Source organism: Rhodococcus sp. MS16 (assembly GCF_013277795.1).
GTDB lineage: Bacteria > Actinomycetota > Actinomycetes > Mycobacteriales > Mycobacteriaceae > Rhodococcus_F > Rhodococcus_F globerula.
This window is the reverse complement of the sequence record NZ_VBTM01000011.1, coordinates 397,846-421,620: the sequence shown is the minus strand read 5'-3', so window position 1 is coordinate 421,620 and position 23,775 is coordinate 397,846. Positions and strand designations below refer to the sequence as shown.

General features: G+C 61.4%; 25 protein-coding genes. 10 read left to right on the top strand and 15 right to left on the bottom strand.

Annotation, left to right across the window (positions count from 1 at the left end):
* Nucleotides 1-30: 30 nt before the first annotated feature.
* The 5 genes from nthB to FEZ60_RS24555 form a co-directional block, all read right to left on the bottom strand.
* The gene (gene nthB / locus FEZ60_RS24575) at nt 31-669 is read right to left on the bottom strand and encodes a nitrile hydratase subunit beta (RefSeq protein WP_045065977.1); all 639 of its coding nucleotides are present in this window, start codon (nt 667-669) and stop codon (nt 31-33) included.
* A gap of 26 nt (nt 670-695) precedes the next feature.
* Nucleotides 696-1,319 carry a nitrile hydratase subunit alpha gene (gene nthA, locus FEZ60_RS24570; RefSeq protein WP_172937217.1) on the bottom strand — a complete coding sequence of 208 codons (624 nt, stop codon included), beginning with the start codon at nt 1,317-1,319 and terminating at the stop codon, nt 696-698.
* A 28-nt stretch (nt 1,320-1,347) separates the two neighbouring features.
* Nucleotides 1,348-2,913, bottom strand: a complete 1,566-nt coding sequence (locus FEZ60_RS24565; protein ID WP_172937216.1) for an amidase — start codon at nt 2,911-2,913, stop codon at nt 1,348-1,350.
* A 22-nt stretch (nt 2,914-2,935) separates the two neighbouring features.
* The gene (locus FEZ60_RS24560; protein ID WP_045066813.1) at nt 2,936-3,985 is read right to left on the bottom strand and encodes a phenylacetaldoxime dehydratase family protein; all 1,050 of its coding nucleotides are present in this window, start codon (nt 3,983-3,985) and stop codon (nt 2,936-2,938) included.
* 212 nt (nt 3,986-4,197) lie between these two features.
* On the bottom strand, nt 4,198-5,196 hold the full coding sequence (locus FEZ60_RS24555; protein ID WP_045065969.1) for a helix-turn-helix domain-containing protein: 999 nt from the start codon (nt 5,194-5,196) through the stop codon (nt 4,198-4,200).
* Between the two features lie 249 nt (nt 5,197-5,445).
* Here FEZ60_RS24555 and FEZ60_RS24550 point away from each other — a divergent pair, with 249 nt between their 5' ends.
* From FEZ60_RS24550 to FEZ60_RS24540, 3 genes are read left to right on the top strand one after another with little or no spacing between them, the layout of a single operon-like run.
* Complete coding sequence (locus tag FEZ60_RS24550) at nt 5,446-6,081, top strand: TetR/AcrR family transcriptional regulator C-terminal domain-containing protein (protein WP_045065966.1); 636 nt, start codon at nt 5,446-5,448, stop codon at nt 6,079-6,081.
* A gap of 36 nt (nt 6,082-6,117) precedes the next feature.
* Nucleotides 6,118-7,623 (top strand): long-chain-fatty-acid--CoA ligase, encoded by a 1,506-nt coding sequence (locus FEZ60_RS24545; RefSeq protein ID WP_172937215.1) that lies wholly within the window; start codon nt 6,118-6,120, stop codon nt 7,621-7,623.
* A gap of 10 nt (nt 7,624-7,633) precedes the next feature.
* A complete protein-coding gene (locus tag FEZ60_RS24540; protein WP_172937214.1) occupies nt 7,634-9,325 on the top strand; it encodes an acyl-CoA dehydrogenase family protein in 1,692 nt (563 codons plus the stop codon).
* 53 nt (nt 9,326-9,378) lie between these two features.
* On the opposite strand, the gene FEZ60_RS24535 is transcribed toward FEZ60_RS24540, so the two are convergent.
* The 7 genes from FEZ60_RS24535 to FEZ60_RS24505 form a co-directional block, all read right to left on the bottom strand.
* A complete protein-coding gene (locus FEZ60_RS24535; protein ID WP_033237104.1) occupies nt 9,379-10,173 on the bottom strand; it encodes an LLM class F420-dependent oxidoreductase in 795 nt (264 codons plus the stop codon).
* Between the two features lie 64 nt (nt 10,174-10,237).
* Nucleotides 10,238-10,966 (bottom strand): ABC transporter ATP-binding protein, encoded by a 729-nt coding sequence (locus FEZ60_RS24530; RefSeq protein ID WP_172937213.1) that lies wholly within the window; start codon nt 10,964-10,966, stop codon nt 10,238-10,240.
* A complete protein-coding gene (locus FEZ60_RS24525) occupies nt 10,963-11,808 on the bottom strand; it encodes an ABC transporter permease (RefSeq protein ID WP_172937212.1) in 846 nt (281 codons plus the stop codon). Before FEZ60_RS24525 ends, FEZ60_RS24530 begins: the two co-directional genes overlap by 4 nt.
* Entirely contained in the window at nt 11,805-12,806 is a 1,002-nt protein-coding gene (locus FEZ60_RS24520) for an ABC transporter substrate-binding protein (protein WP_141485277.1), read from the bottom strand. The genes FEZ60_RS24525 and FEZ60_RS24520 overlap by 4 nt, the downstream gene beginning before the upstream one ends.
* Complete coding sequence (locus tag FEZ60_RS24515) at nt 12,803-13,156, bottom strand: ferredoxin family protein (RefSeq protein WP_033237056.1); 354 nt, start codon at nt 13,154-13,156, stop codon at nt 12,803-12,805. The genes FEZ60_RS24520 and FEZ60_RS24515 overlap by 4 nt, the downstream gene beginning before the upstream one ends.
* A complete protein-coding gene (locus tag FEZ60_RS24510) occupies nt 13,153-14,829 on the bottom strand; it encodes an FAD-binding protein (RefSeq protein WP_172937211.1) in 1,677 nt (558 codons plus the stop codon). Before FEZ60_RS24510 ends, FEZ60_RS24515 begins: the two co-directional genes overlap by 4 nt.
* Nucleotides 14,830-14,887: 58 nt before the next feature.
* Nucleotides 14,888-15,589, bottom strand: coding sequence for a Clp protease N-terminal domain-containing protein (locus FEZ60_RS24505; RefSeq protein ID WP_033237058.1), 702 nt, complete (start codon nt 15,587-15,589; stop codon nt 14,888-14,890).
* Nucleotides 15,590-15,815: 226 nt separating this feature from the next.
* On the opposite strand from FEZ60_RS24505, the gene FEZ60_RS24500 reads away from it, so the two are divergent.
* Nucleotides 15,816-16,424 (top strand): ATP-dependent Clp protease proteolytic subunit, encoded by a 609-nt coding sequence (locus tag FEZ60_RS24500; RefSeq protein ID WP_172937210.1) that lies wholly within the window; start codon nt 15,816-15,818, stop codon nt 16,422-16,424.
* 5 nt (nt 16,425-16,429) lie between these two features.
* Nucleotides 16,430-17,017, top strand: a complete 588-nt coding sequence (locus FEZ60_RS24495) for an ATP-dependent Clp protease proteolytic subunit (protein WP_172937209.1) — start codon at nt 16,430-16,432, stop codon at nt 17,015-17,017.
* Nucleotide 17,018: 1 nt separating this feature from the next.
* Here FEZ60_RS24495 and FEZ60_RS24490 read toward each other — a convergent pair whose 3' ends face one another.
* The 3 genes from FEZ60_RS24490 to FEZ60_RS24480 form a co-directional block, all read right to left on the bottom strand.
* Nucleotides 17,019-17,387 (bottom strand): helix-turn-helix transcriptional regulator, encoded by a 369-nt coding sequence (locus FEZ60_RS24490; protein ID WP_033237060.1) that lies wholly within the window; start codon nt 17,385-17,387, stop codon nt 17,019-17,021.
* Nucleotides 17,388-17,448: 61 nt separating this feature from the next.
* Nucleotides 17,449-17,892 (bottom strand): TIGR04338 family metallohydrolase, encoded by a 444-nt coding sequence (locus FEZ60_RS24485; protein WP_242484809.1) that lies wholly within the window; start codon nt 17,890-17,892, stop codon nt 17,449-17,451.
* A gap of 57 nt (nt 17,893-17,949) precedes the next feature.
* The gene (locus FEZ60_RS24480) at nt 17,950-18,786 is read right to left on the bottom strand and encodes a DUF2786 domain-containing protein (RefSeq protein ID WP_033237062.1); all 837 of its coding nucleotides are present in this window, start codon (nt 18,784-18,786) and stop codon (nt 17,950-17,952) included.
* Between the two features lie 113 nt (nt 18,787-18,899).
* Here FEZ60_RS24480 and ugpC point away from each other — a divergent pair, with 113 nt between their 5' ends.
* The 5 genes from ugpC (at nt 18,900) to FEZ60_RS24455 (ending at nt 23,728) form a co-directional block, all read left to right on the top strand.
* Complete coding sequence (ugpC, locus tag FEZ60_RS24475) at nt 18,900-19,973, top strand: sn-glycerol-3-phosphate ABC transporter ATP-binding protein UgpC (protein WP_172937207.1); 1,074 nt, start codon at nt 18,900-18,902, stop codon at nt 19,971-19,973.
* A 169-nt stretch (nt 19,974-20,142) separates the two neighbouring features.
* Nucleotides 20,143-21,432, top strand: coding sequence for an ABC transporter substrate-binding protein (locus FEZ60_RS24470; RefSeq protein ID WP_033237064.1), 1,290 nt, complete (start codon nt 20,143-20,145; stop codon nt 21,430-21,432).
* Nucleotides 21,433-21,452: 20 nt separating this feature from the next.
* Entirely contained in the window at nt 21,453-22,631 is a 1,179-nt protein-coding gene (locus FEZ60_RS24465; RefSeq protein WP_033237065.1) for a sugar ABC transporter permease, read from the top strand.
* Nucleotides 22,628-23,464 carry a carbohydrate ABC transporter permease gene (locus FEZ60_RS24460; protein ID WP_033237066.1) on the top strand — a complete coding sequence of 279 codons (837 nt, stop codon included), beginning with the start codon at nt 22,628-22,630 and terminating at the stop codon, nt 23,462-23,464. Before FEZ60_RS24465 ends, FEZ60_RS24460 begins: the two co-directional genes overlap by 4 nt.
* Nucleotides 23,465-23,518: 54 nt before the next feature.
* Nucleotides 23,519-23,728, top strand: a complete 210-nt coding sequence (locus FEZ60_RS24455; protein WP_033237067.1) for a hypothetical protein — start codon at nt 23,519-23,521, stop codon at nt 23,726-23,728.
* Nucleotides 23,729-23,775: the final 47 nt, after the last annotated feature.

Here is a 23,775-nt window from a genome sequence, read left to right as displayed (position 1 = left end):
CGTTGCGGGAAGATCAGGGTTGGTGGAAAATCAGGCCGTCGGCTCGAGGTACCCCTCGAAGAGATCGACAACGACGCTTCCGCCGTCGGTGTCGCGGCCGAACAGTTCCTCCGCGGCGAACTTCACGTGGTACGTGGGTTCTTCGCCGGCGTCGTTGCGCCCGTGACCGATTGCGTCGGGGAACGGCCACTTCTGGGTGGTCCGATGAGAGATGGTTCCCACCCGTCCACGGCAGTACGCAGGCATTCGAATATGCCCCGGAACGTACTCGTCGCGCACGCGTACTCGCTGACCAACTTCGAAGCTGGTCGTCTCGACGGGCGCAGGCCGCCCTTCGGATTCGCTGGGTCGTGACAGCGGGAACGGTCCGCCTGCAAGAGTTTCGAGCTCGTCTTGCGTCAGGATCCCTTTTTCGACCATCAGAGTAGCGACGCCGATGACGTACCTCTCGTAGTACGGGGTCATCATGTAATGCCGGGGTTCCATCCGCTCGACGACGTATCGAACTTCGTCGACGCTGAATGCGCCGAGTTCGGCGACACCAGCGAACATCAGGCTGTACGGCAGGTGTTCCCACTCGGCATGGAAGGTGGGGCCGATGTCGGCGTTGACGGTATGCGGGACTTTGCCGAAGCCTTGAACTCCGGCAAGATCGTGTACTCCATCCATGGTGTGCTTCTTTCTTGTCGGTGTGATCAGACGGTGGGGACCTGCGGGATTGCGACCCCGATCAGGCAGTCCTTGGTGACGATTTCCTGCAGCTGCGCCTGGCTCCAGCCCTCGGTGCCTGCGGGGCGTTGTGGGAGGACCATGTAGCGAGTTTCGGCGGTGGTGTCGTAGACGCGAACCTCGATATCCGATGCGATCTCGGTTCCCATCTCGGAGAGAACCTTCCGTGGCTCCCGGACCACTCGCGCACGGTATTCGAAACTCTTGTACCAGGTGGGCGGCAGGCCGAGAATCGGCCAGGCGGTGCACGAACACAGCGAACATACGATCACGTTCTTGAGCGTCGGAGTGTCTTCGACGGCCACGATGTACTCACCCTGAGGTCCCAGATAGCCGTACTGAGCCACTGCCGCAGTACCGTCGGTGAGGAGCAGCTGCCGAAATTCGGGGTCGGTCCAGGCTCGCGCGACCAACTCCGCGCCGCGCTTGGGGCTGAAGTCCTCTTCGAAGGTCTTCTTCCATCCCTCGACGTAACCGGCGGGGACCAATCCCTTGCCGTCGAGTGCGCGGAACAACGCCCACGCGCGATCGGAGACCGGTGCCTGGGCTGGTGCCGCATTCTCCGTTGTGTGGTCGACCGTTACTGACATTGTGTTTCACCTTTCCTGTGGGGGCTGATCACGTGTGAATCGGTGGAATAAGGACTGTGGACGTGTGGCGGGCTGGCGCCGGAAATGCACCGCGAATCTTCTCGAATGCACGACCGACATGTAGTACCTTTGCGTCGTCGAAACGCTTGCCGGTGATCATCATTCCGGTCGGCAGACCGTTCACCAGACTTGCCGGGACAGAGAGAGAAGGGTGGCCGGTGACGTCGAACGGTGCGGTGTTGGCGACCATGCCGAGGGCCTTGGTGATGAAGGTGGCGCGGTCGACATTCGCAGCGGGCAACTCGGATGCGACATACGGCAGAGTAGGCATCACCAGCACGTCGTACTGTTCCAGCGCGGCATCGTAGGCGGCACGGGCATGGGGCACCAGGTTGCGGGCTTTGCCGTAGGTGGCACCTGCAAGCGCGGTAACACCGTGATGTCCGGTCAACGCAACCAGTTTGACAGTTTCCGACAAGTCATTCGCATGCTGAACACGGCGAGAAGCAAAGTGTGCCATCAGTTCCGGGTCGTAAAGACCTTCGACATTGAGTCCGTATCCGTTGCCGTCGAGCATCTGGTAGGCGCCCCCGTCAGTGGCAATGACATTCCAAATATGGAAGGCGTGCACGTGCCAGGGAATGCTCACTTCCTCCACAGCGCAGCCGGCCTCGGTCAAGCTGTACGCCGCTGAACGGATGGCGTCGTCGACGTCCGGTTGTGAGACGGCCTGACCGAATCCTTCTCGCACAACACCGATTCGCATCCCCGCTACGCCGGAGCCGAGGTTGGACAAATAGTCGTCCGTCTCGAGATTCTCGGGTTGTCGGGGGTCGTTGCCGTCGCGGCCTGCAATGACCGAAAGCATCAGTGCCGCATCGTCGACGCTGCGAGTGATCGGCCCGAGGTGGTCGATGGTGCGCTCGATAGGAAAAGCGCCCGTGTAGGGGACAAGTCCGAAAGTGGGCTTGTGCCCGACGACGCCACAAAATGCAGCAGGGATACGAATCGATCCACCCTGGTCTCCGCCGATGGCAATGTCGACGTCACCATTGGCCACGAGAGCTGCACTGCCACCCGATGATCCACCGGCTTCACGGTGCGGGTCCCATGGATTGCGAACGGGTCCGCTAGCCGGGGTGAAACTGGAACCGGAGAAGCACAGGTCTTCGCACACTGCTTTGCCGGCAACCGTCGCCCCGGCTGCGAGTAGTCGAGTGACGACAGTGGCGTCGCGGGAGGGAACAAATCCTTCGACCGACCGTGACCCGTTCATCATCGGCACGCCCGCCACACTGACGTTGTCCTTGATCGCTACCCGACGATCATCCAGGACGCCGTCCGATGTCGGAAGAATCTCGGTTGTCACATACCAAGCGCCCAAAAGATTTTCGTCAGATTCGGGTGTCCGGTATTCGCGGGAGATCGGCGTTGGTGCTGCTTCGTCGGCATACAGTTGATCGACTGCATCGTAGGAGCCGAGCGCTCCGTCGATCAGGGCCGGCCACTCCCGCTTGGCCGTATCGTCTAGGTCGATTCCGTAATGCTGTGCAGCAGAATCTATTGCGTTGTCATCTGGTCGAATTATTGCCATGAGAAGTGTGCTCCTGATCTGATCAGTGTGTGGCGTCGCGCAGCATTCCGGTGTGTGGATGACAGTTGATGTACTCGTACTGCTGTGCGTCCGCGTCGAATACCGAGACCTCGTGGTAGAGGCGGAGTTTCTCCAGATTTTCGGCTACACGAAAGAACGTGGTGAAAATGCGTAGGTGGGTCGGGTGGGACTCCGACCAGCGCTCGAGATTGTCGAGCGAGGCCCAGTGTCCGATGTTGTAACTGAGGTCGAGAAAGTTGCCGTCGATGTCGATGTTGCGCACAAACCTGTTGCTGTAGCAACCCACTGCCTGGCCGTTGTCGCGGAGGAAGTCCATTCCCGCTTCGAGAGTCGGCAGGATTTCGTCCAGGTACAGACTGCGTTCGTCTGCTTCGGCATCGGCCCAATCTTGACCGGATCGAATCAATGCGATGTTGTCGTGCCCGCGCACCACTACACGGCCACCTGCTGTGGGATCGCCTGCGATCACACGTAGTTCGCCGGACGGCTGCATCCAGTCGGTTTGGGAGATCGGAAATCGTTCGCGCATCGAACCCCAGTAGCCGTGTTCGTTTATGTCGCCGCTGATGCCGTCCATCACCGCTCCGACACCGGGGAGATTATCTTGGAACGCGTACAGCGTTTCGAACTGCTCGGCCCGCGGTGCCACGATCTCGCGGAAGAAACCCAAGCCGTCAGACAGGCGGTCAGCAGATTCCCACCAGTCCGCCACCGCTCGGGAATTGCTCCAACGTTGTTGGGACACAGGGTCCGTCCAGTACCCTGCGACAATCAAGTTCTCGTAGCCTTGGTTGTCGAGGTGGTGGGTCAGATCGTGGTGTAGCGCGCCGTCAGCCAGATCGAGACTGGCGACTATGTGGCGCATGGCTGCCAGTGCGTCCGAACGCTGTTCGTCTCCGCGGAATTGCACGCCGAAGTAGCCCATCACCACTTGGTGCAATTTCTCGTCCGAGCGTCCCACCCACATGGGAAACGGCGGTGCGTACGTATCCGGAACCCTACGAGTCAAGGTCCGTGGGCATTTGAGATGTTCACTGATCGCAGATTCCATGAGCACTCCATCCGAGTAGGTCATCGGTTGCCTGACGCTTCGGCAACGGCGTATCGAAAATCTACGCCCGCAACGCCCGGCAAACTTGACCAGAAATGCCAGAAACATGGACCACAGTGCCAAGAACCTCGGTTTGTTCCTGCAGTGCCGGATTTTCGCGGCGATCTCGAATAGATAAGTAGCGCAGTAGGTTACGTGCGCGTTACCGTTTGTTACCGGGGTGAGGCAGGGTTCGCGGAATCGAGTGACGCAGCGAGTGATTCCGAGCGGTAGCGGCGAGGACTCATCCCGAACTCGGCTTTGAACGCTCGACTGAAGGTAGAGGGGTCCGTAAATCCCCATCGGTGAGCAATTTGAGTCAACGACCGCTCTGCGGTCCCGTGTCGCACCATCTCTCGGCGGCAGACTTCCAGGCGACGACGTCGAATCGAGCGTGAGACAGTCGTGCCGTGTTCGGCGAAGACCCGATGCAACTGTCGAATGGAAACCGCGACCGATTCAGCGATGTTTACCGGCGACAGCGACGGGTCCTCGATGCGGTCGTCGATGACCGAAAGTGCCATCTCGTAGAGGTCGTTGCGATACGAGGCGACCGGACGGATTGTGGTGTGCAGGAACGATTTCACCAAACCGCTGATTTCCTCGATGATCTCAGCCTCGGCTCCGGCGACATCAGAGGCCATGCGGACTGACGCAAGATCGTGAAGAAAGCGACCTAGAAGTCCACTCACGCCGGTGTGACCGTCAAACGCAACGGCGGTAAGGCTCCGGATTTCAGCGTCCGCGAGCGCCAGAGATGGCCTTGGCCAGGTGAAGACCTCGAGTCCCCAGAACCCGTCGTTGGGATGTCCCTCGAATTGCCAATCGAATGGACGGGTGGTGTCGTACAGCACGTAGTCACCGCATCGCAGCACGCATTCTCGCTCGTCCTGCCGCACTATCGCGCTACCGCGGCGGATCATCCCGATTTGCAGGTAGTCGGCGCCGTCGTCCCTGATCAAACTGTTGCTGCGCACTATTCGTTGTTCCATCGACTGAACGGCAGCAACCTTGATGTGGGCAAGCTGAGCCGATTGGACAGCGCCGGTGAAACGTGTGCGGTCGTCGATATCGGATACGTCCAGAGCGACAAAATGTTCGCGCAGCAGATCTGCCCAGTCCCCGGCGATAGTTGCCCGAGTGGCAAGCGGAACATCAGAATTCTCGAGCATTGACGGGCACCTCCTCGGAGAAGAATCGAGTTGTTCGGTTGGCTAAACATCGAATGTGCTTAGTCTGGCGTTCATCCCGATCGAGTAGGAACGGGCTTCGCTCTGTGGGAGAAGAGTAGTCCGCTGTGTGTGAGGTGTCGATCGACATCACTCGTAATTCTCACTCGGGCGTTCGCGTTCGAAAAAATTGTTTGCCATACAAACAACACCAAGTTATTGTTTGTCATACAAACAAGTAGGAGTGCGTCCATGGCCACCGAAGCAGTACCGGCAGCGCGAGCAACACGGCAATCCGGGAAGCAGACCCGTCAGGCTCTGTTCGACGCGGCCACGGAACTGTTTCTCGAGCATGGTGAGTGCGTATCCATCGCCCAGATTTGCGCGGCCGCCGGCGCTCATCCCAATCAGGTGACGTACTACTACGGATCCAAAGAGAAGCTTTTTGTCGAGGTCGCCTGCGCTGCTGTTCTCCGGGCGGGTAAACGCGCCGAGGTTGATGCCGCGGACGCCGCTACCGTCGGTGACTACACCGAGAAACTTGTCGGATCGCTGCTCGGTGCGGGAGCTCCGAGTGTCGAGATCTTTGTCGAAGCGATGATGATGACGGGCCGACGCGGCGAGCTACGCGATCTCATCTCCGAGACGCTCCGCACCTTGCACTCCTCAGGCGAAACTGCCCTCCTCCGAACTTTGGTCCGCACCGGTTGGCAGCTGCGCGCGGGCATCGACGTCGAATCGAAAGCCTTCTGGTCCGCGATCTTCGGCCTCGTCATTCAGAAGACCGCAACCGGCGAGAGCTTCGGCTACTCGCTCGAGGAAGCGGTAGCCGTCATTTTCGCCACCCTTCAGATACCCGACGCAGTACTGAACAGCTCGATGGAGTGAAACTCTCTCTCCATCAGGACTTTTAAGGATTTGCCGATGAACATCGTTCGCGTATTCGACAGCAATGTCACCAAGACGCCCGACAAGCCGTTCCTGATCGCAGGCGGCCACGAACACTCGTATCAGCAGGTTCAGGACGGAAGCCGGCGTGCTGCCGCGTATCTGGAAGATCTGGGTGTGGGGCGTGGCGATCGTGTAGCTCTGATGTGCTTCAACACACCAGGTTTTGTCTACGCGATGCTGGGAGCCTGGCGTCTGGGCGCCGTCGTCGTTCCCATCAATCACAAGATGCAGACGCCTGAAGTCGCCTACGTACTTGGACACGCCAAGGTGTCGGTATGTGTCTTCGACGGTGAACTGGCACCGGTCGTCAGTCGCCTCGAAACCACCGCAAAGTTGGTCAGTACAGACTCTGCCGCAGACGGTTTCGACTTCTTCGATGACGCCATCAGTAGCGTGGACGGTGTGGACGGCGTCGAGATCGACGAAAACGATCCGGCCGAAATCCTGTACACCTCAGGTACAACCGGCGCTCCGAAGGGCTGCGTCCACAGCCACCGCAACGTGGTCGGGGTGGCGATCACTGCCGGCCTTGCCGTCTCGACGACGCGGGATGAGCGGCTGCTCATGGCTGTTCCGATCTGGCACGCGTCACCGCTCAACAACTGGTTCATGTCCACGCTCTACATGGGCGGAACGGTTGTGCTGGTTCGTGAGTACCATCCGGTGACATTCCTGGAAACTGTTCAGGAACAACGTATTACGCTTTGCTTTGGTCCTCCGGTCATCTATACGACAGCCCTCAACATGGTGCCGAACTTCGCCGACTACAACCTCGGTAGCGTCCGTGCGTGGTTGTACGGCGGTGGCCCCATCGGTGCCGATGTCGCCCGCCGACTCGTGGAGTCCTACGGCACCACCGAGTTCCGCCAGGTCTACGGCATGACCGAGACCGGTCCTGTCGGCACGGTGCTGTACCCAGAGGAGCAGTTGACCAAGGCCGGGTCTATCGGCAAGTTCGCGCTTGCCGGTGTGGATCTGCGGGTCGTTGGTGACAATGGCATCGACGTGGAGCCCGAGCAGATCGGTGAGATCTGGTTGCGTGCCGACACCGTCATGCAGGGTTATCTCGATGATCCCGAAGCCACTGCGGCCGCGTTTGCCGAAGGAAATTGGTACCGAACAGGCGATCTCGCGCGCACCGACGAAGACGGTTATCTCTTCATCGTCGATCGCGCGAAGGACATGATCATCACCGGCGGCGAGAATGTCTACTCCAAGGAAGTGGAGGACGTGATCTCCGGGCACCCCGATGTTGTCGACGTGGCCGTTGTCGGCAAGCCCAACGAGGAGTGGGGCGAAACCGTCGTTGCGCATGTCGTGTGGCGTGAACCTGGCGTCATCGATGCCGACGACATCAAGACCTACCTCTCGGACAAGCTGGCGCGCTACAAGATTCCGCGTGAGGTGGAATTTGTGACCGTGCTCCCGCGTACACCCACCGGCAAGATCCAGAAGCACCTCATCCGCAGCGCGAGCTGAAAGGTTTGTCATGACTGAACTTTCCGAAAACACCGTCACGCATCCGGCCCCGCATCGCACACATGCGGTGCTCAATCAGTCGGTGCCGCGTACCGACGTCAACGAGTTCCTTCTCGACACCGTGCTTGCGGAAGGCGTCGTACGCCATGATGCAAACTGGGCAACAGAGGAACTCGCCGGAATCGGTGAACTGGTCGGCAGTGCGGGCTTCCAGCACGATGCCGAGTTGGCAAACACCGTCCTCCCCGAACTGCACACCTTCGACCGGTGGGGTAACCGCATCGACGAGGTGGAATATCACCCGTCGTACCACCGCATCATCTCGGCCGCGGTCGCTCACGGAGCGCATACCTCGGCGTGGGAAAACCCCAAGCCCGGTGCCAATGTTGCTCGCGCAGCGGCATTTATGCTGTTCTCCCAGGTCGAACCCGGTCATGCGTGCCCCATCTCCATGACACATGCCGTAATCCCCTCGCTCGAGCTGCAGCCTGATGTCGCCGCCATCTGGACGCCGCGCGCACTCTCACGCAGCTACACGCCCGAGTTGGACGCCCCCGGAAAGGCATCCGCCATCTTCGGTATGTCCATGACGGAGAAGCAGGGCGGCTCCGACGTACGCGCCAACACCACCATCGCGAAGCCCGCGGGCCGCGGCGGTCCGGGTGCCGATTATCTGCTCACCGGCCACAAGTGGTTCTGCTCGGCACCGATGTCCGACGCCTTCCTCGTGCTGGCTCAGGCTGAAGGTGCTGCAGGCGAAGGTCTTTCGTGCTTCCTGCTCCCGCGCATCCTGCCCGACGGCACGCGCAACGTCTTCCGCATCCAGCGTCTGAAGAACAAGCTGGGCAACAAGTCCAACGCGTCATCCGAGATCGAGCTCGACGGCACCGTCGGCACCATGATCGGTGAGCCAGGCCGTGGTGTGCGGACCATCATCGAGATGGTGTCGCAGACGCGTCTCGACTGCATTCTCGGCAGTACCGCCGGAATGCGGCAGTCGGTCGCTGAGGCAGTGTGGCACGCACGTCACCGCAGCGCTTTTGGTGCCGTCCTGGCGGATCAGCCTGCCATGACGTCGGTGCTCGCGGACCTGGCGCTTGAATCCGAGGCCGCGACCATCACCGCACTGCGTTTGGCTCGTGCGCAGGACAACGACGCAGACGAGCAGGAAAAGGCGTTCCGTCGCCTCGCGACAGCCGTCGCGAAGTACTGGATCTGCAAGCGCGGCCCGCATCACTCGTACGAGGCTCTCGAATGCCTGGGTGGCAACGGGTACACCGAGGACTTCCCGCTGGCTCGTCGCTACCGCGAACAGCCCGTCATGGCCGTTTGGGAGGGTTCAGGCAACGTCATCGCGCTCGACGTATTGCGCGCGATGACTCGTGAACCCGATTCCGTCGCCGCCTTCGATCACGAGGTCAACCTCGCCCGTGGCAACAACCCGGTTCTCGATCAGCACCTCGACCGGGTACGACGCCAGCTCGGTGAGCTCGCCACGATGGCACCCGCTGACGCGCAGCTGAGGGCTCGAACCGTCGTCGAAGCCATGGCGCTCGCGCTGCAGGCGTCGCTGATGGTGCGTTACGCGCCGGCCGCGTCGTCGGAGGCGTTCATCGCCGCTCGACTGGGCGAGGATCGTGGTCACGAGTACGGAACCCTGCCGGTGGGAACTGATTTCGCAGGGATTCTCGCTAGGGCGTAACCGCCCCGTGCGCCTTTCTGGTAGTTCCCGCTACCAAAAAGGCGCACAGGCCTTCAGGCCAACCCACTCAACGCAGGAGCGGTGTTCTCATCGCGCCACCCGATTGCCTCGACGAGGGTTGTCAGGTCGTAATCCGGTCCGCTCGAACTGACTGTGAAGAGAGTGACGCCGTCGGCCACCAGGTCGGCGGCGTTCTCCAATCCGGGCCACGGGGCGGAATGCTCCACATCCAGGGGATTGCGTCCGACGGCGGCGCAGTGATCGGCCAGGATGTCGGACTTGCGCAGGTGCGTCTCGCGGTCGCCGAAGCTGTGCCACACATCGGCATACTCGGCGACCAGTCGAAGGGTCTTCTTCTCTCCGCCACCGCCGATCAGAACCGGGATATTGCGCGTCGGCGGCGGGTTGCCACCGGCCAGTCGCCGTGTGATGCGAGGCAGGTACTCGCCGAGCAGTTTCAGCCGTGAACCTGGGGTACCGAAGTCGTAGCCGAACTGGTCGTAGTCCTTCTGGAACCAGCCGGCGCCGATGCCGAGGATGAGGCGTCCACCGCTCATGTGGTCGACGGTTCGCGCCATATCGGCCAGCAGATCGGGATTGCGGTAGCCACCCCCCGTGACCAGGGCACCGATCTCCACACGTTCGGTCTGCTCGGCCCAGGCCCCGAGCATGGTCCAGCATTCGAAATGGGCTCCGTCGGGATCGCCGGTCAACGGGTAGAAGTGGTCCCAGTTGAAGACGATGTCGACCCCCGCGTCTTCTGATCGCAGAACCGCGTCGCGGATCAGCCCGTAGTCGGGTGCGTGCTGGGGTTGGAGTTGAACACCGATGCGTACCGGACGAGTCATGCCGCGCTCCTGCCGAGAGGAAATGGTTGCTCCCTTCATCATGGCCGGGAAGACCCGGTTGCCGCTACGTGTGGGCAGCACCAACCGACTCGTGGACCCCCAGTTCTTCGAGTAGGCGAGTGCGCAGAGCTGTATACCCCGGTTGCGCTGGATTGCGCGGCTGCGCGAACGAGACGTTTTCGAGGATGCTCAAACGACCGTCGCGCAACACCGCAATACGATCCGCGAGCAGGATTGCCTCGTCGATGTCGTGAGTCACCAGCAGCACTGCCGGACGATGTTTGCGGCACAGTTCTGCCACCAAGGCCTGCATGCGGAGTCGGGTGAGCGCGTCGAGTGCCGCAAACGGCTCGTCCAGCAGCAACAGTTGTGGGTTGCGTACCAACGCCCGGGCCAATGCGACGCGCTGCGCCTCACCACCGGACAAGGTTGTGGGCCAGACCCGTTCGCGCCCGGCTAGTGACACCTCGGCCAACGCAGCGGTTGCGGCTTCGCGATTCTTCCGGGTAGCACGCTGACCCAGTATGACGTTGTCCTGGACGCGCTTCGACGCAATGAGGCGAGGCTCCTGGAAGACGACCGTCCGCGCATCCGGTGCGTGCACCTCCCCGGCGTCGTATCCCTCGAGGCCGGCAAGAATTCGCAGGAAGGTTGTCTTGCCACTGCCGCTGGCTCCGAGGAGTGCAACGAACTCCCCCGGTTGCACGTCGAGCGAGAATCCGTCCAGGATTGTGCGATCACCAAAAGTCTTGACGATGCCACTGGCGCGTACACCGGTGTCTCGAATGCTCATGCGGACTTCCCCCATTGCTTGTACGGCATCAGGATTCGCTCGATAGCTCGAACGAGAAGGTCGACCGACAACCCCCAGATTGCGTAGATGATCACGACAACCACCAGGATGTCGGTCTGGAAATACTGCTGAGCTGAGGTCATCAGGAAACCCAGGCCCTTGGGGGCATTGCTCAACTCGGCGACGATGAGCGCGAGAAGCGACACCGACAGCGAGACCCGCAGTCCGACAAGCACCGACGGAATCATCTCCGGCAGGATCACCTGGCGGATCAATCCGATGCCACGGAGCCCGAACACTCGTCCGGCTTCGATGACCTTGCGATCCACGTTTCGCACGCCGCTGTGAGTGTTGATGTACAGCGGAAACAGTGCTGCTGCTGCGATGATGATGATCTTGGGGCGTTCGTCGATGCCGAACCACAGGATCAGCAACGGAGTGATTGCGAGAAACGGGATGGTGCGGAGCATTTGCAGCGTCGGGTCGACGAGTTTGTCGGCCAGAGCAAACAGGCCGGAGATGATGCCGAGCGATAGTCCCAGTGCCCCGCCGATGGCAAATCCGATGGCAACACGGACAAGCGATACCGAAAGGTTCTCCCACAGAACCCCTGTCGTCAGCAGTTCGACAAATGCGGACCACACCGACCACGGCGACGGGAAGGTTTTCTCGTCGATCTTGCCGGTCGCCGATCCCACCGCCCATAAGGCGAGAAGGGCAACCGGGACGCTTGCGCGCAGCGCGACATCGGTCAATCGTGAGCGTCGCCGCCGACGGGTAGGTGCCGGCGCGAGATGCTCAGGTGCTCTCACCGTGGGCAGTGCCGGTGCTTCCACACTCATGACACTGCCCAGGTCGTGACGTCGAAGGCGTTGGGGGCCTTACCGGACTTGACCAGGAAGTCGAGCGTCGAACGCACCGTGTTCAATCCGTCCGGATCAACTGGTTCGCTCTGGAAATTCCACAGTGTTGCTTCCTTGACCACATCTACCGGTGAGCCGGTGGCATCAAAAACGAACTGAGCATAGCCGTCGTGGTTCGCATCGATTGCTTTGTCTCCGGCCTGAATGACCTCCCAGACCGCCTTTGCCAGTTCGGGATTCGCCGCAAAAGTCTCACGCGAAGTCAGGGCGACGCTGGTGGCCAGCAGATCGGGGTCGTCGACGCTCGCCTTGGACAGAATGGGGAAGTTGATCTGCTTGCGCCAGATGCCGGCCGTCGTCGCGGGAAGTGGAACGGCGTCGATATCGCCGCGCTGCAGGGCCGGAAGCGCGTCGGCGAAGAGCAGATTCACCAACTCCACCTGATCCGCGACACCGGCACGTTCGAGTACGGCGCGTCCGTACTTGTCGAAGTTGGAGCCGAATTGGAGTCCCACCTTCTTTCCGGCAAGATCTTCGATTTTCGATACTCCACCTTCTCGGCCGAGGAACCAGATATCGGACGCGGGCTTGTCGATCACCAAGGCGGGCACGTCGATTCCGCTGGCCTTGGCCTGAACGGCCGGTGTATCACCGATCAGGCCGACCTGTACGTCGCCCGTCTGCAATGCCTGCACCACCGGCGGACCGTTGTTGAAGCCGACGAAGGCTTTGTACTCGAATCCGTACTTCTCGAGAATCGGTTGTGCCAGACCCTCGTGGACGGCGTAACCGAACGAGGTTGTGTCCGTGGGGGATTTACCGGCCGCACCGTTCCACGGAGCGCCCACTGTCAACGGAACCAGTGACGCCGACGTACCCTCGGTGGCTTCCGAGGTCGACGAGCACGCGGTCACCGTTGCGAGAAGTGCGATTCCCAGCAGTGCGGCAAGGCTTTTGGTGCGAGTGCGGATGGTCATGGTGTTCTCCTGGCATTCTGGGCAAGCTGGTGATAGTCGGCTGTGGATTGTGTCGGGCGGGCGGACGATTTGCGCCACCCGACGCGTTCGCGGTACATCCCGAGCAGGTTCTGCCCGAGGAGGTGCTCTTCGTCGAGGAACTCGGAGCCCTGCGGTTCCGGTGTGCGTGAGGGCGAGACGAACATGGCGTCGGCCGGGCAGTACGCCTCACACTGGAAACACGTCTGGCAGTCCGAATGTCTGGCGATCACGGGAGGGGCGTCCGGGACGGCTTCGAAGACGTTCATCGGACAGATCCGGACGCAGATATCGCACGTGGTGCAGCGGTCGGCGTTGATGATCTCGATCATGACGCACTCCCCTGCGTGGCCAATGTGATACCAACACGGGGTAATTCGGTATCCGGCTCCACCCAGATATCGTCAAGCCCGCCACTGAGTAGTCGGTGAGCTTGGCTCGAATCCGTGTCAGGGAAATCGGTGCGGGTATGCATGCCACGGGTTTCCGTGCGCGCCATGGCCGTACGTACCGCCCACCGGCCCATCGCCAGCATTCCGGCGCTCTCGCGTTGCGCGATTGCCTCCATGCCGGAGTATTCGACGATCGGGGCGGAAGATGCGCTCTCCCACAGTCGATCGAGGCGAGCGGCCGAGTCGGCAAGTCCGTCGTTGCTGCGGAAAACTGCCTTGTCGATCGGCAGCATTTCGGACTGGATCGAGCGAACAGCGTCGTCGACGCTGTTGACACCTCGACCACGAACACCGAGGGTTCCGGACGGTTCGACATCGAATCGGGTTGGTAATCCACGATGTGCGGAGAATCCGGCCGCAGCGCGTCCAGCCCACGTCCCGGTCGCAATGGCCCACGACAGGTTGGGGCCACCCGCTCCGGTGGCAGCGCCGACTATGCGGTCGCGCGCAGCGATATCGCCTGCCGCGTAGAGGCCGGACACTCCCGTCGACGCCTCGTAGTCGAGAATGTGTATTCCGCCCGTACCCCGGACAGTTCCTTCTTGGACCCAATCCATCGGGAACCGTTCGTTGAATGGATCGATCCCGAGTTTGTCCGTCACCATGAAGAAGTTGGGCATCGCAGCGCGCAGCGCCGGCCACATTTCTTTGTCGAACTGAGTGAACTGTGCGGTGATCGTGCCGCGCAGAGAAGCACCGAGAAGCTCTGCGCGGCTTTGGTGAAGGTCGTGATACCGGATCGGTTCACCGCGGTGATCCCAATACGACGCGGAGACGAAGAATCCGTTCTTGTCCATGCTTGTTCCGAAGGGCACCATTCCGTAAAAGTTCGAGAACTCCATGCTGGAGAGATGGGCGCCGACTTCGACGGCCATCAAGTGTCCCTCGCCGGTGTTCACGTCACCGCCGAGTGAGTGGCTCTTCCACGTGGTGCCGCCAGTCGCGAGGATCACGGCGCCGGCGTCGACGCGCCAGGGCCGTTTGACCTGACGCTGGTAACCCGTTGCCCCGGAGACAGTTCCGTTGGAATCCACGAGAAGTTCCAGTGCCGGGCTGTGGTCCAGTACATGGACTCCGGATTTCTTGACCTTCCCACGCAGGAAGCGGAGGTAGTCCGGGGCCGCGCCGGAAAATGATCGCTCGCCGGGACGGGCGCCGAACAGTGAGCCGGGACTGCGCGGCTTGGCACTGGGCTTGTATCCCCATTCCGGGATGAGAGCTGTTCGCTCCCAGACCTCGTCGAGAACCGCTTCGGTCCAGACTCGATCGGTGATGAAACCACCGGAGCGTTCGCGCCGCGAGATTTCTTCGTCGCGACGTTCCGGAACCGGGGGCACGAGCCAATGGCCGACTCCCGCCGTCGCGGCTACACCGCTTGCGCCGACATAGCCTTTGTCTACCAACGTGACACTGGCGCCGGATTCCGCTGCGGCAACTGCCGCCCAGGTTGCCGCCGGTCCGCCGCCGACAATCAGCACGTCGGTCGACACATGCAGACTCTCGGAATCGTCCGTGACTATCTGTCCGTGAAAGCGAGGGAGTGAGCGCGCCATGACAGCGCACCTCCATTCTGGAATGCGTGAGAAGAGAGGGGGCTACGAGTTTTTCGCTCTAGCTACACGAAGACGAGAGAGAAGCCTCGAGGCGCGCGAGGCGGTCGGTGATCTTGGCGAGTTCCGTGAGGATCGCAGCTTGGCCGGCCGGTGCATATCGGTTTGTGTGGCCGACACCAACTTCGATCAAGCCGAGGGCTTGGTGAGTGGTCACCTGGAAGAATCCGAGGTGGTCCAGGACATCGGCGGCATATCCTGTGGAAGCGTTTGCCAAGGCCCACACCAAATTTGCGCCGTTTACGACGGAGTTTCCGGCCAAGTGCGCATCGGCCACTGCTGCTTCGAGAATCACGCGGGCCGCGGGGCCGTACGTGACGTCGCTGTCGTCGACGGGTGCCTTGTCGGGTACCACCAGATCGAGAGTTTTCTGTATGGATGCGCGGGTCAGCCCGAGGTGGTCGAGACCGCGCAGTATGAGGTTCTCTTCCTCGTCGAGGAGAGCTTGCAGCAAGTGTTCGGAATCAACTGTCAACGAACCTTTTCTGGCCGCAGCGGCCGGAGCCAGGGATATCACCGATGCCAGGTGAGGGCTGAACGGCAGATCGGTCTCGATGTGCTCGGTGATGCGCACCGAAGAATCGGGTGCTTCGCGATCGAGTGCGCCGCGAAGCGCCATTTGGCAGATCGCCGAGATCGGGAGTTGTCGGGCACGTACCGCGGCCGCGAGGTCGTCCGGAACATAGACGTTGATCTTTGGCATCTGCCCCGGCCTCTCTCGCAACTCGACACCCTGACCTGCACTGATGTGCATAACCCCATATAACCCCCACTGCGTGGCGACGACAATGGCGGTTGCCGTCGATAAGGCGGAAAAGTGCTGCTCACGGGTTTAGTTCAGGCTGGTCCGAATCGTCGGGTTCAGGTCCGGGTCTGCCTACAGCAGACAATCGGGATTCCGGCGCCGCGGCGCCGGTAGGAATGGATTCATGACTACTCCAACCCTCACCGACACCGGATATCGTGACCTGCTGACAGACAGGCTCTTTCGTCAACGAACAATCTTGCTGACCGGCGAGGTGAACGACGACATGGCCGAGCGCGTGTGCTCGGAGTTGGTCCTCCTCGCCACTACCGACCCCAAGCGCGACATCGTGCTCTACATCAATTCACCCGGCGGATCGGTGTTTTCCGGTCTCGCCATCTACGACACCATGAAGCTCATCCCCAATGATGTCGTGACGGTAGCGATGGGATTTGCCGCCAGTATGGGTCAGGTGCTCCTCTGCTCCGGTACACATGGCAAGCGAATCAGCTTGGCGCACAGTCGCATCATGATGCACCAGCCGTCAGCGGGTATCGGTGGCACAGCGGTGGATATCGCGATCCAGGCCGAGAGCCTCGAGTTGATGAAGCGTCAGTCGCAGGAAATTCTGGCCGCCGAAACGGGCCGGACCGTCGAAGAGATCGAGATAGACAGCGACCGAGATCGTTGGTTTACCGCCGAGCAGGCACGCGAATACGGAATCGTCGACCGCGTCGTGACGACGTTCGCCGAGATCGCACCGCAGGCTACCTTCCCCAAGATCGGATTGTGAACATCATGTCCCAGTACACGATTCCCAGCGTCATCGAGCGAACACCAACGGGTGAGCGATCTTTCGATATCTTCAGTAGGCTGCTCAACGAGCGCATCGTCTTTCTCGGCACCGAGATCGACGACGGCGTCGCCAACGTCGTGATGGCTCAGATGCTGCACCTGCAGGCCGACAACCCGGATCGCGAAATCGGTTTGTACATCAACTCTCCCGGCGGTTCCACCACTGAGATGCTCGCGATCTACGACACGATGCAGTTCTTGAAACCCACGATTTCGACGTACTGCATGGGGCAGGCGGCGTCGGCTGCTGCGGTGCTGCTCGCCGCCGGTACTCCGGGCCATCGGCATGTTCTCGCCCATTCCCGGGTGCTGCTGCACCAACCGTCGACGCAAGGTAGCGGCACCATCTCGGACCTGGCGCTTCAAGCGGCTGAGATCCTGAGAATCCGCGAGCAGACGGAGACGATCTTGAGTAAGCACACCGGTCAGAGCGCCGAGCGGCTGCGAAAGGACACCGATCGGGACCGGATATTCACCGCCCACGACGCGATCTCCTACGGCCTGGCTGACAGCTTGATCGAAGGGAACTGACTCAGGCCGCCATCAGGACGGGGCCGGAGATCGGTGCCGGAGAGTGCCCGAAGGTGAGGGAATTGAGTGCAATTATCTTGTTGCCCGATCGGAACAGCAAGTGCTCCAGCGGCATCCCCAAGGCTTCACAGATCGCGCGCAGGATTTCCGACGACGGTTCCTTCTTGCCTCGCTCGATCTCGGACAGGTATTGCTTCGACATTCCGACCTGGGCGGCTACGTCGCCGAGTGTCCGGTCCTGATCGCGTCGGACCTCACGCAACACTCGTCCGTACGCTTCGCGGATCAGTGGGGGCTTACGCGCAGGTGCATCCGGGTTGGGCAGTTCCGACCCACCCTTGACCAGGACTAATCTGCGCTGCGCATCCATACGCCGAGTATTCCAGCCGACCAGTGCGGCCACTACCGGGTTCGCCGAGGGCAGAGAGGGCTCAGTCGGTTCGAACACCACCGGCAAGGAACATCGCACGCAGGACGAAGGCAGCCTCGGGCCCGATGATTTCGTCGACCAGCGTGAGGTATCGGTCGACGAACTCCGGCCCATGGGAAGCCTCGTCGGAGTCGGGGTTGCCGAGGTGGTGTGCGAGTTCGTGCAGGACAACAAGTTCACGCAACGCCCAGCGCCCGTCTCGATCCTCGGGGACGGCGATGGTGTCATTCGAGTAGTGGGCGGCAGTGTTTCCGGCGCGGGCGCGCACCATTACCGAAACAGTTGCGCGGGGCCAGGTTTCCCCCACCCAGTTCAGTGCAAGGACCTGCTCGCAATATGTCTGCACCGATTCCACGGATCCGAATTTGCGCTCGACCGGCAGTGTGATGGTGGATCCCAGAACTTCGACGCTACGTGTCCCCCGCTGGTCCGCGCGGTCGAACATGGTGCGCACCAGGGTTTCTGCTTCGTAGACGGCGGACTGCTGCTTATCTCTCACCGCTCACCTACCCCCGTCGCTTCGCTCGCCCCGTCCGATCTGCCCCTTGACGCCACCGATCTCCGGGAGGTTTCCCAGCCGTGCTGATCTGGCCGCCTTGTCCCCTGCCTGACGTGCATGCGACGAATGCCCGGCACTTGCCCGGCCGCCGCCCTGCCATGTACCGCGTGCCTTGGAATTGGACGAATAGTAGTCCTTGAGTTCGATTTCCTTGTTACGCAACACCAGTGCGGTTTCCGAGGATGACGCAGTCGACACTGTTTCCGTCTCCTTCTTCGTTTCCGCCAACCGGGCGCCGATGCGCGCCGCATAGGCCATCTGGAAGTTGAGCCGTGCGGTCACACCGGCAACAGGCTTGCGGACCTGCGTGCTGACGCGTCGTCGTCCGCGAGTTTCGACGACCGTCCGCACGGACGTTTCACCGCGGTACGCACCGGAGCGCACATACGCGTCGGAATCTCGCACCATCTGGAACAGAAGGCTCGAGTACAGGGCCTCACACACGTCGATGTCGCCGGCAAATCCGTACGCGAAGATGACGGCAGACGTCTGCGCGATGTCGCACTGCACGTCGTTGGCGGCAGCGATGGCGATGAACAGCTGAGCGTAGGTGCGCAAGCCACGCTTGCCGGGCTCACCGATCGTGATGAGCCGTTGGGTGGGCGTCGCCCGTTTTTCGGACGACGCCGTGTGTGCACGGGCCACCGCCAGGTCGATGGCCGAGTTGGTGGCCAACCGCTGTGCGGCCGCCATGAAGGCTTCACCTTCGTGGGGATTATCGGTGGATTCTGCCTGGCGCAGCAGAGCACCGATGCGGGTCAACATCTTCTCCGAACTCACCGCAGAAGGGTACTCCCGGATACCGACAGCGGCGCTTATGCTGCTGGGGCACACACTCACCCTCAACTTGGATCGTCCGGCACGTTCCTGCCGGTAGAAGGGATCAACCCGTCATGGCTTCAGTGACATTCGAGGGAACTACCTGCCTGTTTCCCGGATCGAATTCCCCCGCAGTCGACAAGCTCGACCTCCAGATCGAGGACGGCGAGTTCCTTGTTCTCGTCGGACCGTCCGGTTGTGGAAAGTCGACGACGCTCCGCATGTTGGCGGGTCTCGAGGAGGTCCACAGTGGCCGCATTCTCATCGGTGACCGCGACGTCACGGGTCAGGAACCCAAGGAACGCGACATCGCGATGGTGTTCCAGAACTACGCCCTGTACCCGCACATGACGGTCGCCGAGAACATGGGATTTGCGCTCAAGTTGGCGGGTACCAACAAGACGGAAACCCGGGCTCGCGTCGAGGAAGTTGCCAAGATGCTCGACCTGGAGCCGTACCTGGATCGCAAGCCGAAAGCGCTGTCCGGTGGTCAGCGTCAGCGAGTTGCGATGGGCCGCGCCATCGTCCGCCAACCGCAGGTGTTTCTGATGGACGAGCCGCTCTCCAACCTCGACGCAAAACTGCGGGTGCAGACGCGTACGCAGATCGCGCAATTGCAGCGACGCCTCGCGACCACGATGGTCTACGTGACGCACGATCAGGTGGAGGCCATGACCATGGGTGACCGCGTCGCCGTCCTCGACAAGGGAATCCTGCAGCAGTGTGCGTCGCCGCGGGGGCTCTACAACCGGCCGAAGAACGTGTTTGTTGCCGGTTTCATGGGCTCGCCCGCGATGAATCTCTTCACCCTTCCGCTCACCGACGGCGGTGTGGCGTTCGGTGACGTGGTTGTTCCTGTTTCCCGTGAAACATTGAACGGAACACCCGAGACCGAAGTTGTGCTCGGAATTCGTCCGGAACACCTCGAGATTGCCGCTGCGGGAATTCCGATGGACGTCGACGTCGTCGAAGAACTCGGGTCCGACGCCTACGTCTACGGCCGCACGACTATCGGTGGCAGCCCACAACAGATCGTGGCGCGAGGTGACTGGCGTAATCCGCCGCAGAAGGGTGATCGCGTGAATCTTCGCGTCGACCCGGGCAAGGTGCACATTTTTGCATCCAGCGACGGCCGTCGCCTCGGCTGATTCGACGTTCTAATCCGACACATGAACGATTCAGGTTCGCCGTAATACCAACAAGTAGGGGTGTCTCGTGCCACAGTAGGGGCCGATGCCGGGAGCCGGCACTCATGGCGCATGCCGTGACGTCGGCGACCGGGATGTCTTTTGTCGTATACAAGCGGGGAGCGAATCCATGGTTCTGAACTCGAAGGCGATGCGTCGGGCTGCAATTGCAGCGTCGGCAGTGTCGATGCTGGTACTGGCCGGTTGTTCGTCCGATTCGGACAACGGCGGCGACACCACCACCACAGCCGCATCCGGGGGATCGTCCTCCAGCGAAGGCCGCGGCCCCATCACGATCGTCGAGGGCCAGGATGCCCTGAATGAGGCGCTCGAAAACATCATCTCCGACTGGAATGCCGAGCATCCGGACGAGAAGGTCACCCTGAAGCCACTGGCGAAGGAAGCCAACGCGCAGGTCGACGACATCACCCAGCGCATGCAGGCCAAGAGCGACGAGTACGACCTCATCGGCGTCGACGTCGTCAACACCGCGCAGTTTGCTGCCAACGGCTGGCTGGCTCCGCTCGAGGGTGACCTGAAGATCGACACGTCGGGCCTCCTCGAGTCCACGGTCGCGTCGGGCACGTACAACGGCAAGCTCTACGCAGCGCCCAAGAACACCAACGCCGCGTTCCTGTACTACCGCAAGGACCTCGTCGAGAAGGCTCCCACCACGTGGGCCGAGCTCAAGGAAAACTGCCCGAAGGCTGTCGAAGCCGGCATCTCCTGCTACGTCGGTCAGTTCAAGAACTACGAAGGCCTGACGGTCAACACCACCGAGATCACCAATGCCTACGACGGACCGTGGGTCGCAGCTGACGGCATCACCCCGGCGATCGACGACAAGACGAAGGAAGGCGTGCAGTTCATCGTCGATTCCTTCGCCGACAACACGATCCCGCAGGAAGCGCTGACGTACTCCGAGGGTGAGTCGCAGAGCGCCTTCGGTGAAGGCAAGGCCCTGTTCATGCGTAGCTGGTCCGGCTTCTCGGTCGACGGTGAAGAGACGTCGGTCGCCGGCAAGTACGGCTACACCGTCCTTCCGGGTGTCGACGGACCGGGCGCGTCGACGGTCGGCGGCTACAACGTCGGCATCAGTGCCTTCTCGGACGCTCCCGCCACGGCACGCGACTTCCTCGAGTTCATGCAGACCAAGAAGTCGCAGACGTACTTCACCGCGGTCGGCGGCGCACCCGTCCTCTCGGCTGTCTACGACGACCCGGCAGTACTTGCAGAGTTCCCGTACTTCGCGACACTGAAGGAAGCGCTTGCCACCGCGCAGCCGCGTCCCGTCACGCCGTACTACACGCAGGTGTCGAAGTCGATTTCCGACAACACCTACGCTGCTATTCGCGGCGAGAAGACCGTCGAGCAGGCTTTGGCGGACACCAAGGCCGGCATCGAAACCGCCGGTAACTGATCTACCAGGAGCAATAAGCAATGGCAGAACCGCAGGATCCTTCCGCGGCTGTGCCTGCCAACCCCACGGTCGGGGCCGGGTCAACCGGTCCCGACCGTTCGGGCGTTGGTGGGAGACACCGAGCGCCGGAACCTCTCGAAGAGCCGTCGGTATCCGAGGGCACAGGGATGTCCCTGACCAAGGTTCTGCCTGACTCTGCAGATACACCTCCGCCCCCGCCGGATATGCCCGCGCCACCGTCGGCCGACAAGCCGAAAAAGCGTCGACGCGTCCCGCCGTGGGCGTTTGTCGCACCGTCGTTGATCGTGCTCGCAGTCATCATCGTGTACCCCCTCGGGCGCGCGATCTGGATGTCGATGCACAGCGACGGCAAGAAACTCGATCCAGAGACCGGCATGTTCGTCACCGGTCAGTTCACGTGGTTCGACAACTACAAGAACTGGATCACCCAGTCCTGCAACACTGCGAACGGCGCGATTCCGTGTCCTCCCGGCACGCTCGGCTCGCAGTTCTGGCAGTCGATCGGCAATACCTTCGGTTTCACGATCGTGACGGTTCTGCTCGAGACGCTGATCGGCCTCTCGATGGCGTTGATCATGGCCAAGACTTTCCGTGGACGCGGTCTGCTGCGCGCCTCGGTCCTGATTCCGTGGGCCATCCCCACCGCTGTCACCGCGAAGTTGTGGTTCTTCATCTTTGCCAACGACGGCATCGCCAACAAGATTCTCGGCACCAACATCCTGTGGACGGCCGATCCGTGGCCGGCTCGATTCGCGATCGTCGTCGCCGACGTCTGGAAAACAGCGCCGTTCATGGCTCTGCTCATCCTCGCGGGTCTGCAGATGATTCCCGCAGACGTCTACGAAGCAGCCAAGGTCGACGGCGCAACGGCGTGGCAGCGCTTCCGCATGATCACGTTGCCGTTGGTCAAGCCCGCACTCATGGTGGCCGTGCTCTTCCGCACCATGGACGCCCTGCGCATGTACGACCTGCCCGCAATCATGATGGGATCCAATCCCGCCACGTCCACCATCTCGGTCCTGGTGGTCGATCAGATGCGCGTCGGCGCCAATTCGGCATCGGCACTGTCCACCATCACGTTCCTCATCATCTTCGCTGTGGCCTTCATCCTGGTCCGATTCCTCGGAGCCAACGCGGTCAGCACGCAGGAAAAGCAGCGGAAAGGGGAGCCGGTATGAACAAGGCACTACGCGGCAAGATCGGCACCTACATCGGCGTCGTCCTGATCATCGTGTGGGGACTGGCTCCTTGCTACTGGATGATCGTGACGGCTCTGCGTGACCCGTCTGAGACCTTCTCGACCTCACTGTGGCCCGAGAACCTCACATTCTCCAACTTCACGGCAGCGCTCGATCCAGACGCCAAGGTGAACTTCACCCGCGCTCTGATGAACAGCCTCATCATCGCCGGCGCTACCACTCTTGTCGCTCTGGTCGTCGGTGTCTTCACGGCGTACGCACTCTCACGGTTCGACTTCCGTGGCAAATACTTCGTCACCGGAATCATCCTCGGCGCGTCCATGTTTCCCGTCGTCGCACTCGTGACGCCGTTGTTCCAGATGTTCACTGACCTCGGGTGGATCGGCAGCTACAAAGCGCTGATCATTCCCAACATCTCGTTTGTCCTACCGCTCACGGTGTACACGCTGACCTCCTTCTTCTCCGAACTCCCCTGGGAACTCGAAGAAGCCGCACGCATCGACGGTGCCACCCGCGGCCAGGCTTTCCGGCTGATCATGCTGCCGCTCGCCGCGCCGGCACTGTTCACCACCGCGATCCTCGCGTTCATCGCGACGGTCAACGAGTACCTGCTGGCACTGCAGCTCTCGAGCGACAAAACAGCGCCCGTCACCGTGGCGATGGCCAAATTCTCCGGCACCGATCCCTTTGTCACGCCGTACACCTCCATCATGGCTGGTGGCACCCTCGTGATGATCCCCCTCGTGATCATGGTGCTGATCTTCCAGCGACGGATCATCGCAGGCCTGACCGCAGGCGGCGTCAAGTCGTGATGCGAGCTTCGCGCGCGTGGTGCATATGAGGCGGGCTTCGCGCGCGTGGTGCATATGAGACGGGCTTCGCGCGCCCAGCGAATGGAGCTCATCGCCGGCTTCATCTCGGTGTTTGCTCTCATGGCGTTGATCAGCGCTGTGGTCTCAATCGTCAAAGGTGACCCAGGGGTGACGCCGTCGCTGGTGCTGCTCGGTTGCGTCATTGCGCTGGGCTTTGCGTACCGCGGATACCGGAAAGCGGTTCGCGCGGAGCGTCGGCAGTAGAGCTCCCGGTAGTGTGACGTTTCGGTATCGCAGTTGCCGGGAGTTAT

Bases quoted from the DNA above. Each gene is read 5' to 3' on its own strand.
- FEZ60_RS24495 (WP_172937209.1), top strand. From the start codon at position 16,430: ATGTCCCAGTACACGATTCCCAGCGTCATCGAGCGAACACCAACGGGT.
- ugpC (WP_172937207.1), top strand. From the start codon at position 18,900: ATGGCTTCAGTGACATTCGAGGGAACTACCTGCCTGTTTCCCGGATCG.
- FEZ60_RS24470 (WP_033237064.1), top strand. From the start codon at position 20,143: ATGGTTCTGAACTCGAAGGCGATGCGTCGGGCTGCAATTGCAGCGTCG.
- FEZ60_RS24505 (WP_033237058.1), bottom strand. From the start codon at position 15,589: ATGCCAAAGATCAACGTCTATGTTCCGGACGACCTCGCGGCCGCGGTA.
- FEZ60_RS24525 (WP_172937212.1), bottom strand. From the start codon at position 11,808: ATGAGTGTGGAAGCACCGGCACTGCCCACGGTGAGAGCACCTGAGCAT.
- FEZ60_RS24460 (WP_033237066.1), top strand. From the start codon at position 22,628: ATGAACAAGGCACTACGCGGCAAGATCGGCACCTACATCGGCGTCGTC.
- FEZ60_RS24455 (WP_033237067.1), top strand. From the start codon at position 23,519: ATGAGACGGGCTTCGCGCGCCCAGCGAATGGAGCTCATCGCCGGCTTC.
- nthB (WP_045065977.1), bottom strand. From the start codon at position 669: ATGGATGGAGTACACGATCTTGCCGGAGTTCAAGGCTTCGGCAAAGTC.
- FEZ60_RS24540 (WP_172937214.1), top strand. From the start codon at position 7,634: ATGACTGAACTTTCCGAAAACACCGTCACGCATCCGGCCCCGCATCGC.
- FEZ60_RS24510 (WP_172937211.1), bottom strand. From the start codon at position 14,829: ATGGCGCGCTCACTCCCTCGCTTTCACGGACAGATAGTCACGGACGAT.
- FEZ60_RS24550 (WP_045065966.1), top strand. From the start codon at position 5,446: ATGGCCACCGAAGCAGTACCGGCAGCGCGAGCAACACGGCAATCCGGG.
- nthA (WP_172937217.1), bottom strand. From the start codon at position 1,319: ATGTCAGTAACGGTCGACCACACAACGGAGAATGCGGCACCAGCCCAG.
- FEZ60_RS24530 (WP_172937213.1), bottom strand. From the start codon at position 10,966: ATGAGCATTCGAGACACCGGTGTACGCGCCAGTGGCATCGTCAAGACT.
- FEZ60_RS24515 (WP_033237056.1), bottom strand. From the start codon at position 13,156: ATGATCGAGATCATCAACGCCGACCGCTGCACCACGTGCGATATCTGC.
- FEZ60_RS24555 (WP_045065969.1), bottom strand. From the start codon at position 5,196: ATGCTCGAGAATTCTGATGTTCCGCTTGCCACTCGGGCAACTATCGCC.
- FEZ60_RS24520 (WP_141485277.1), bottom strand. From the start codon at position 12,806: ATGACCATCCGCACTCGCACCAAAAGCCTTGCCGCACTGCTGGGAATC.
- FEZ60_RS24545 (WP_172937215.1), top strand. From the start codon at position 6,118: ATGAACATCGTTCGCGTATTCGACAGCAATGTCACCAAGACGCCCGAC.
- FEZ60_RS24535 (WP_033237104.1), bottom strand. From the start codon at position 10,173: ATGACTCGTCCGGTACGCATCGGTGTTCAACTCCAACCCCAGCACGCA.
- FEZ60_RS24485 (WP_242484809.1), bottom strand. From the start codon at position 17,892: ATGTTCGACCGCGCGGACCAGCGGGGGACACGTAGCGTCGAAGTTCTG.
- FEZ60_RS24565 (WP_172937216.1), bottom strand. From the start codon at position 2,913: ATGGCAATAATTCGACCAGATGACAACGCAATAGATTCTGCTGCACAG.
- FEZ60_RS24490 (WP_033237060.1), bottom strand. From the start codon at position 17,387: ATGGATGCGCAGCGCAGATTAGTCCTGGTCAAGGGTGGGTCGGAACTG.
- FEZ60_RS24500 (WP_172937210.1), top strand. From the start codon at position 15,816: ATGACTACTCCAACCCTCACCGACACCGGATATCGTGACCTGCTGACA.
- FEZ60_RS24560 (WP_045066813.1), bottom strand. From the start codon at position 3,985: ATGGAATCTGCGATCAGTGAACATCTCAAATGCCCACGGACCTTGACT.
- FEZ60_RS24465 (WP_033237065.1), top strand. From the start codon at position 21,453: ATGGCAGAACCGCAGGATCCTTCCGCGGCTGTGCCTGCCAACCCCACG.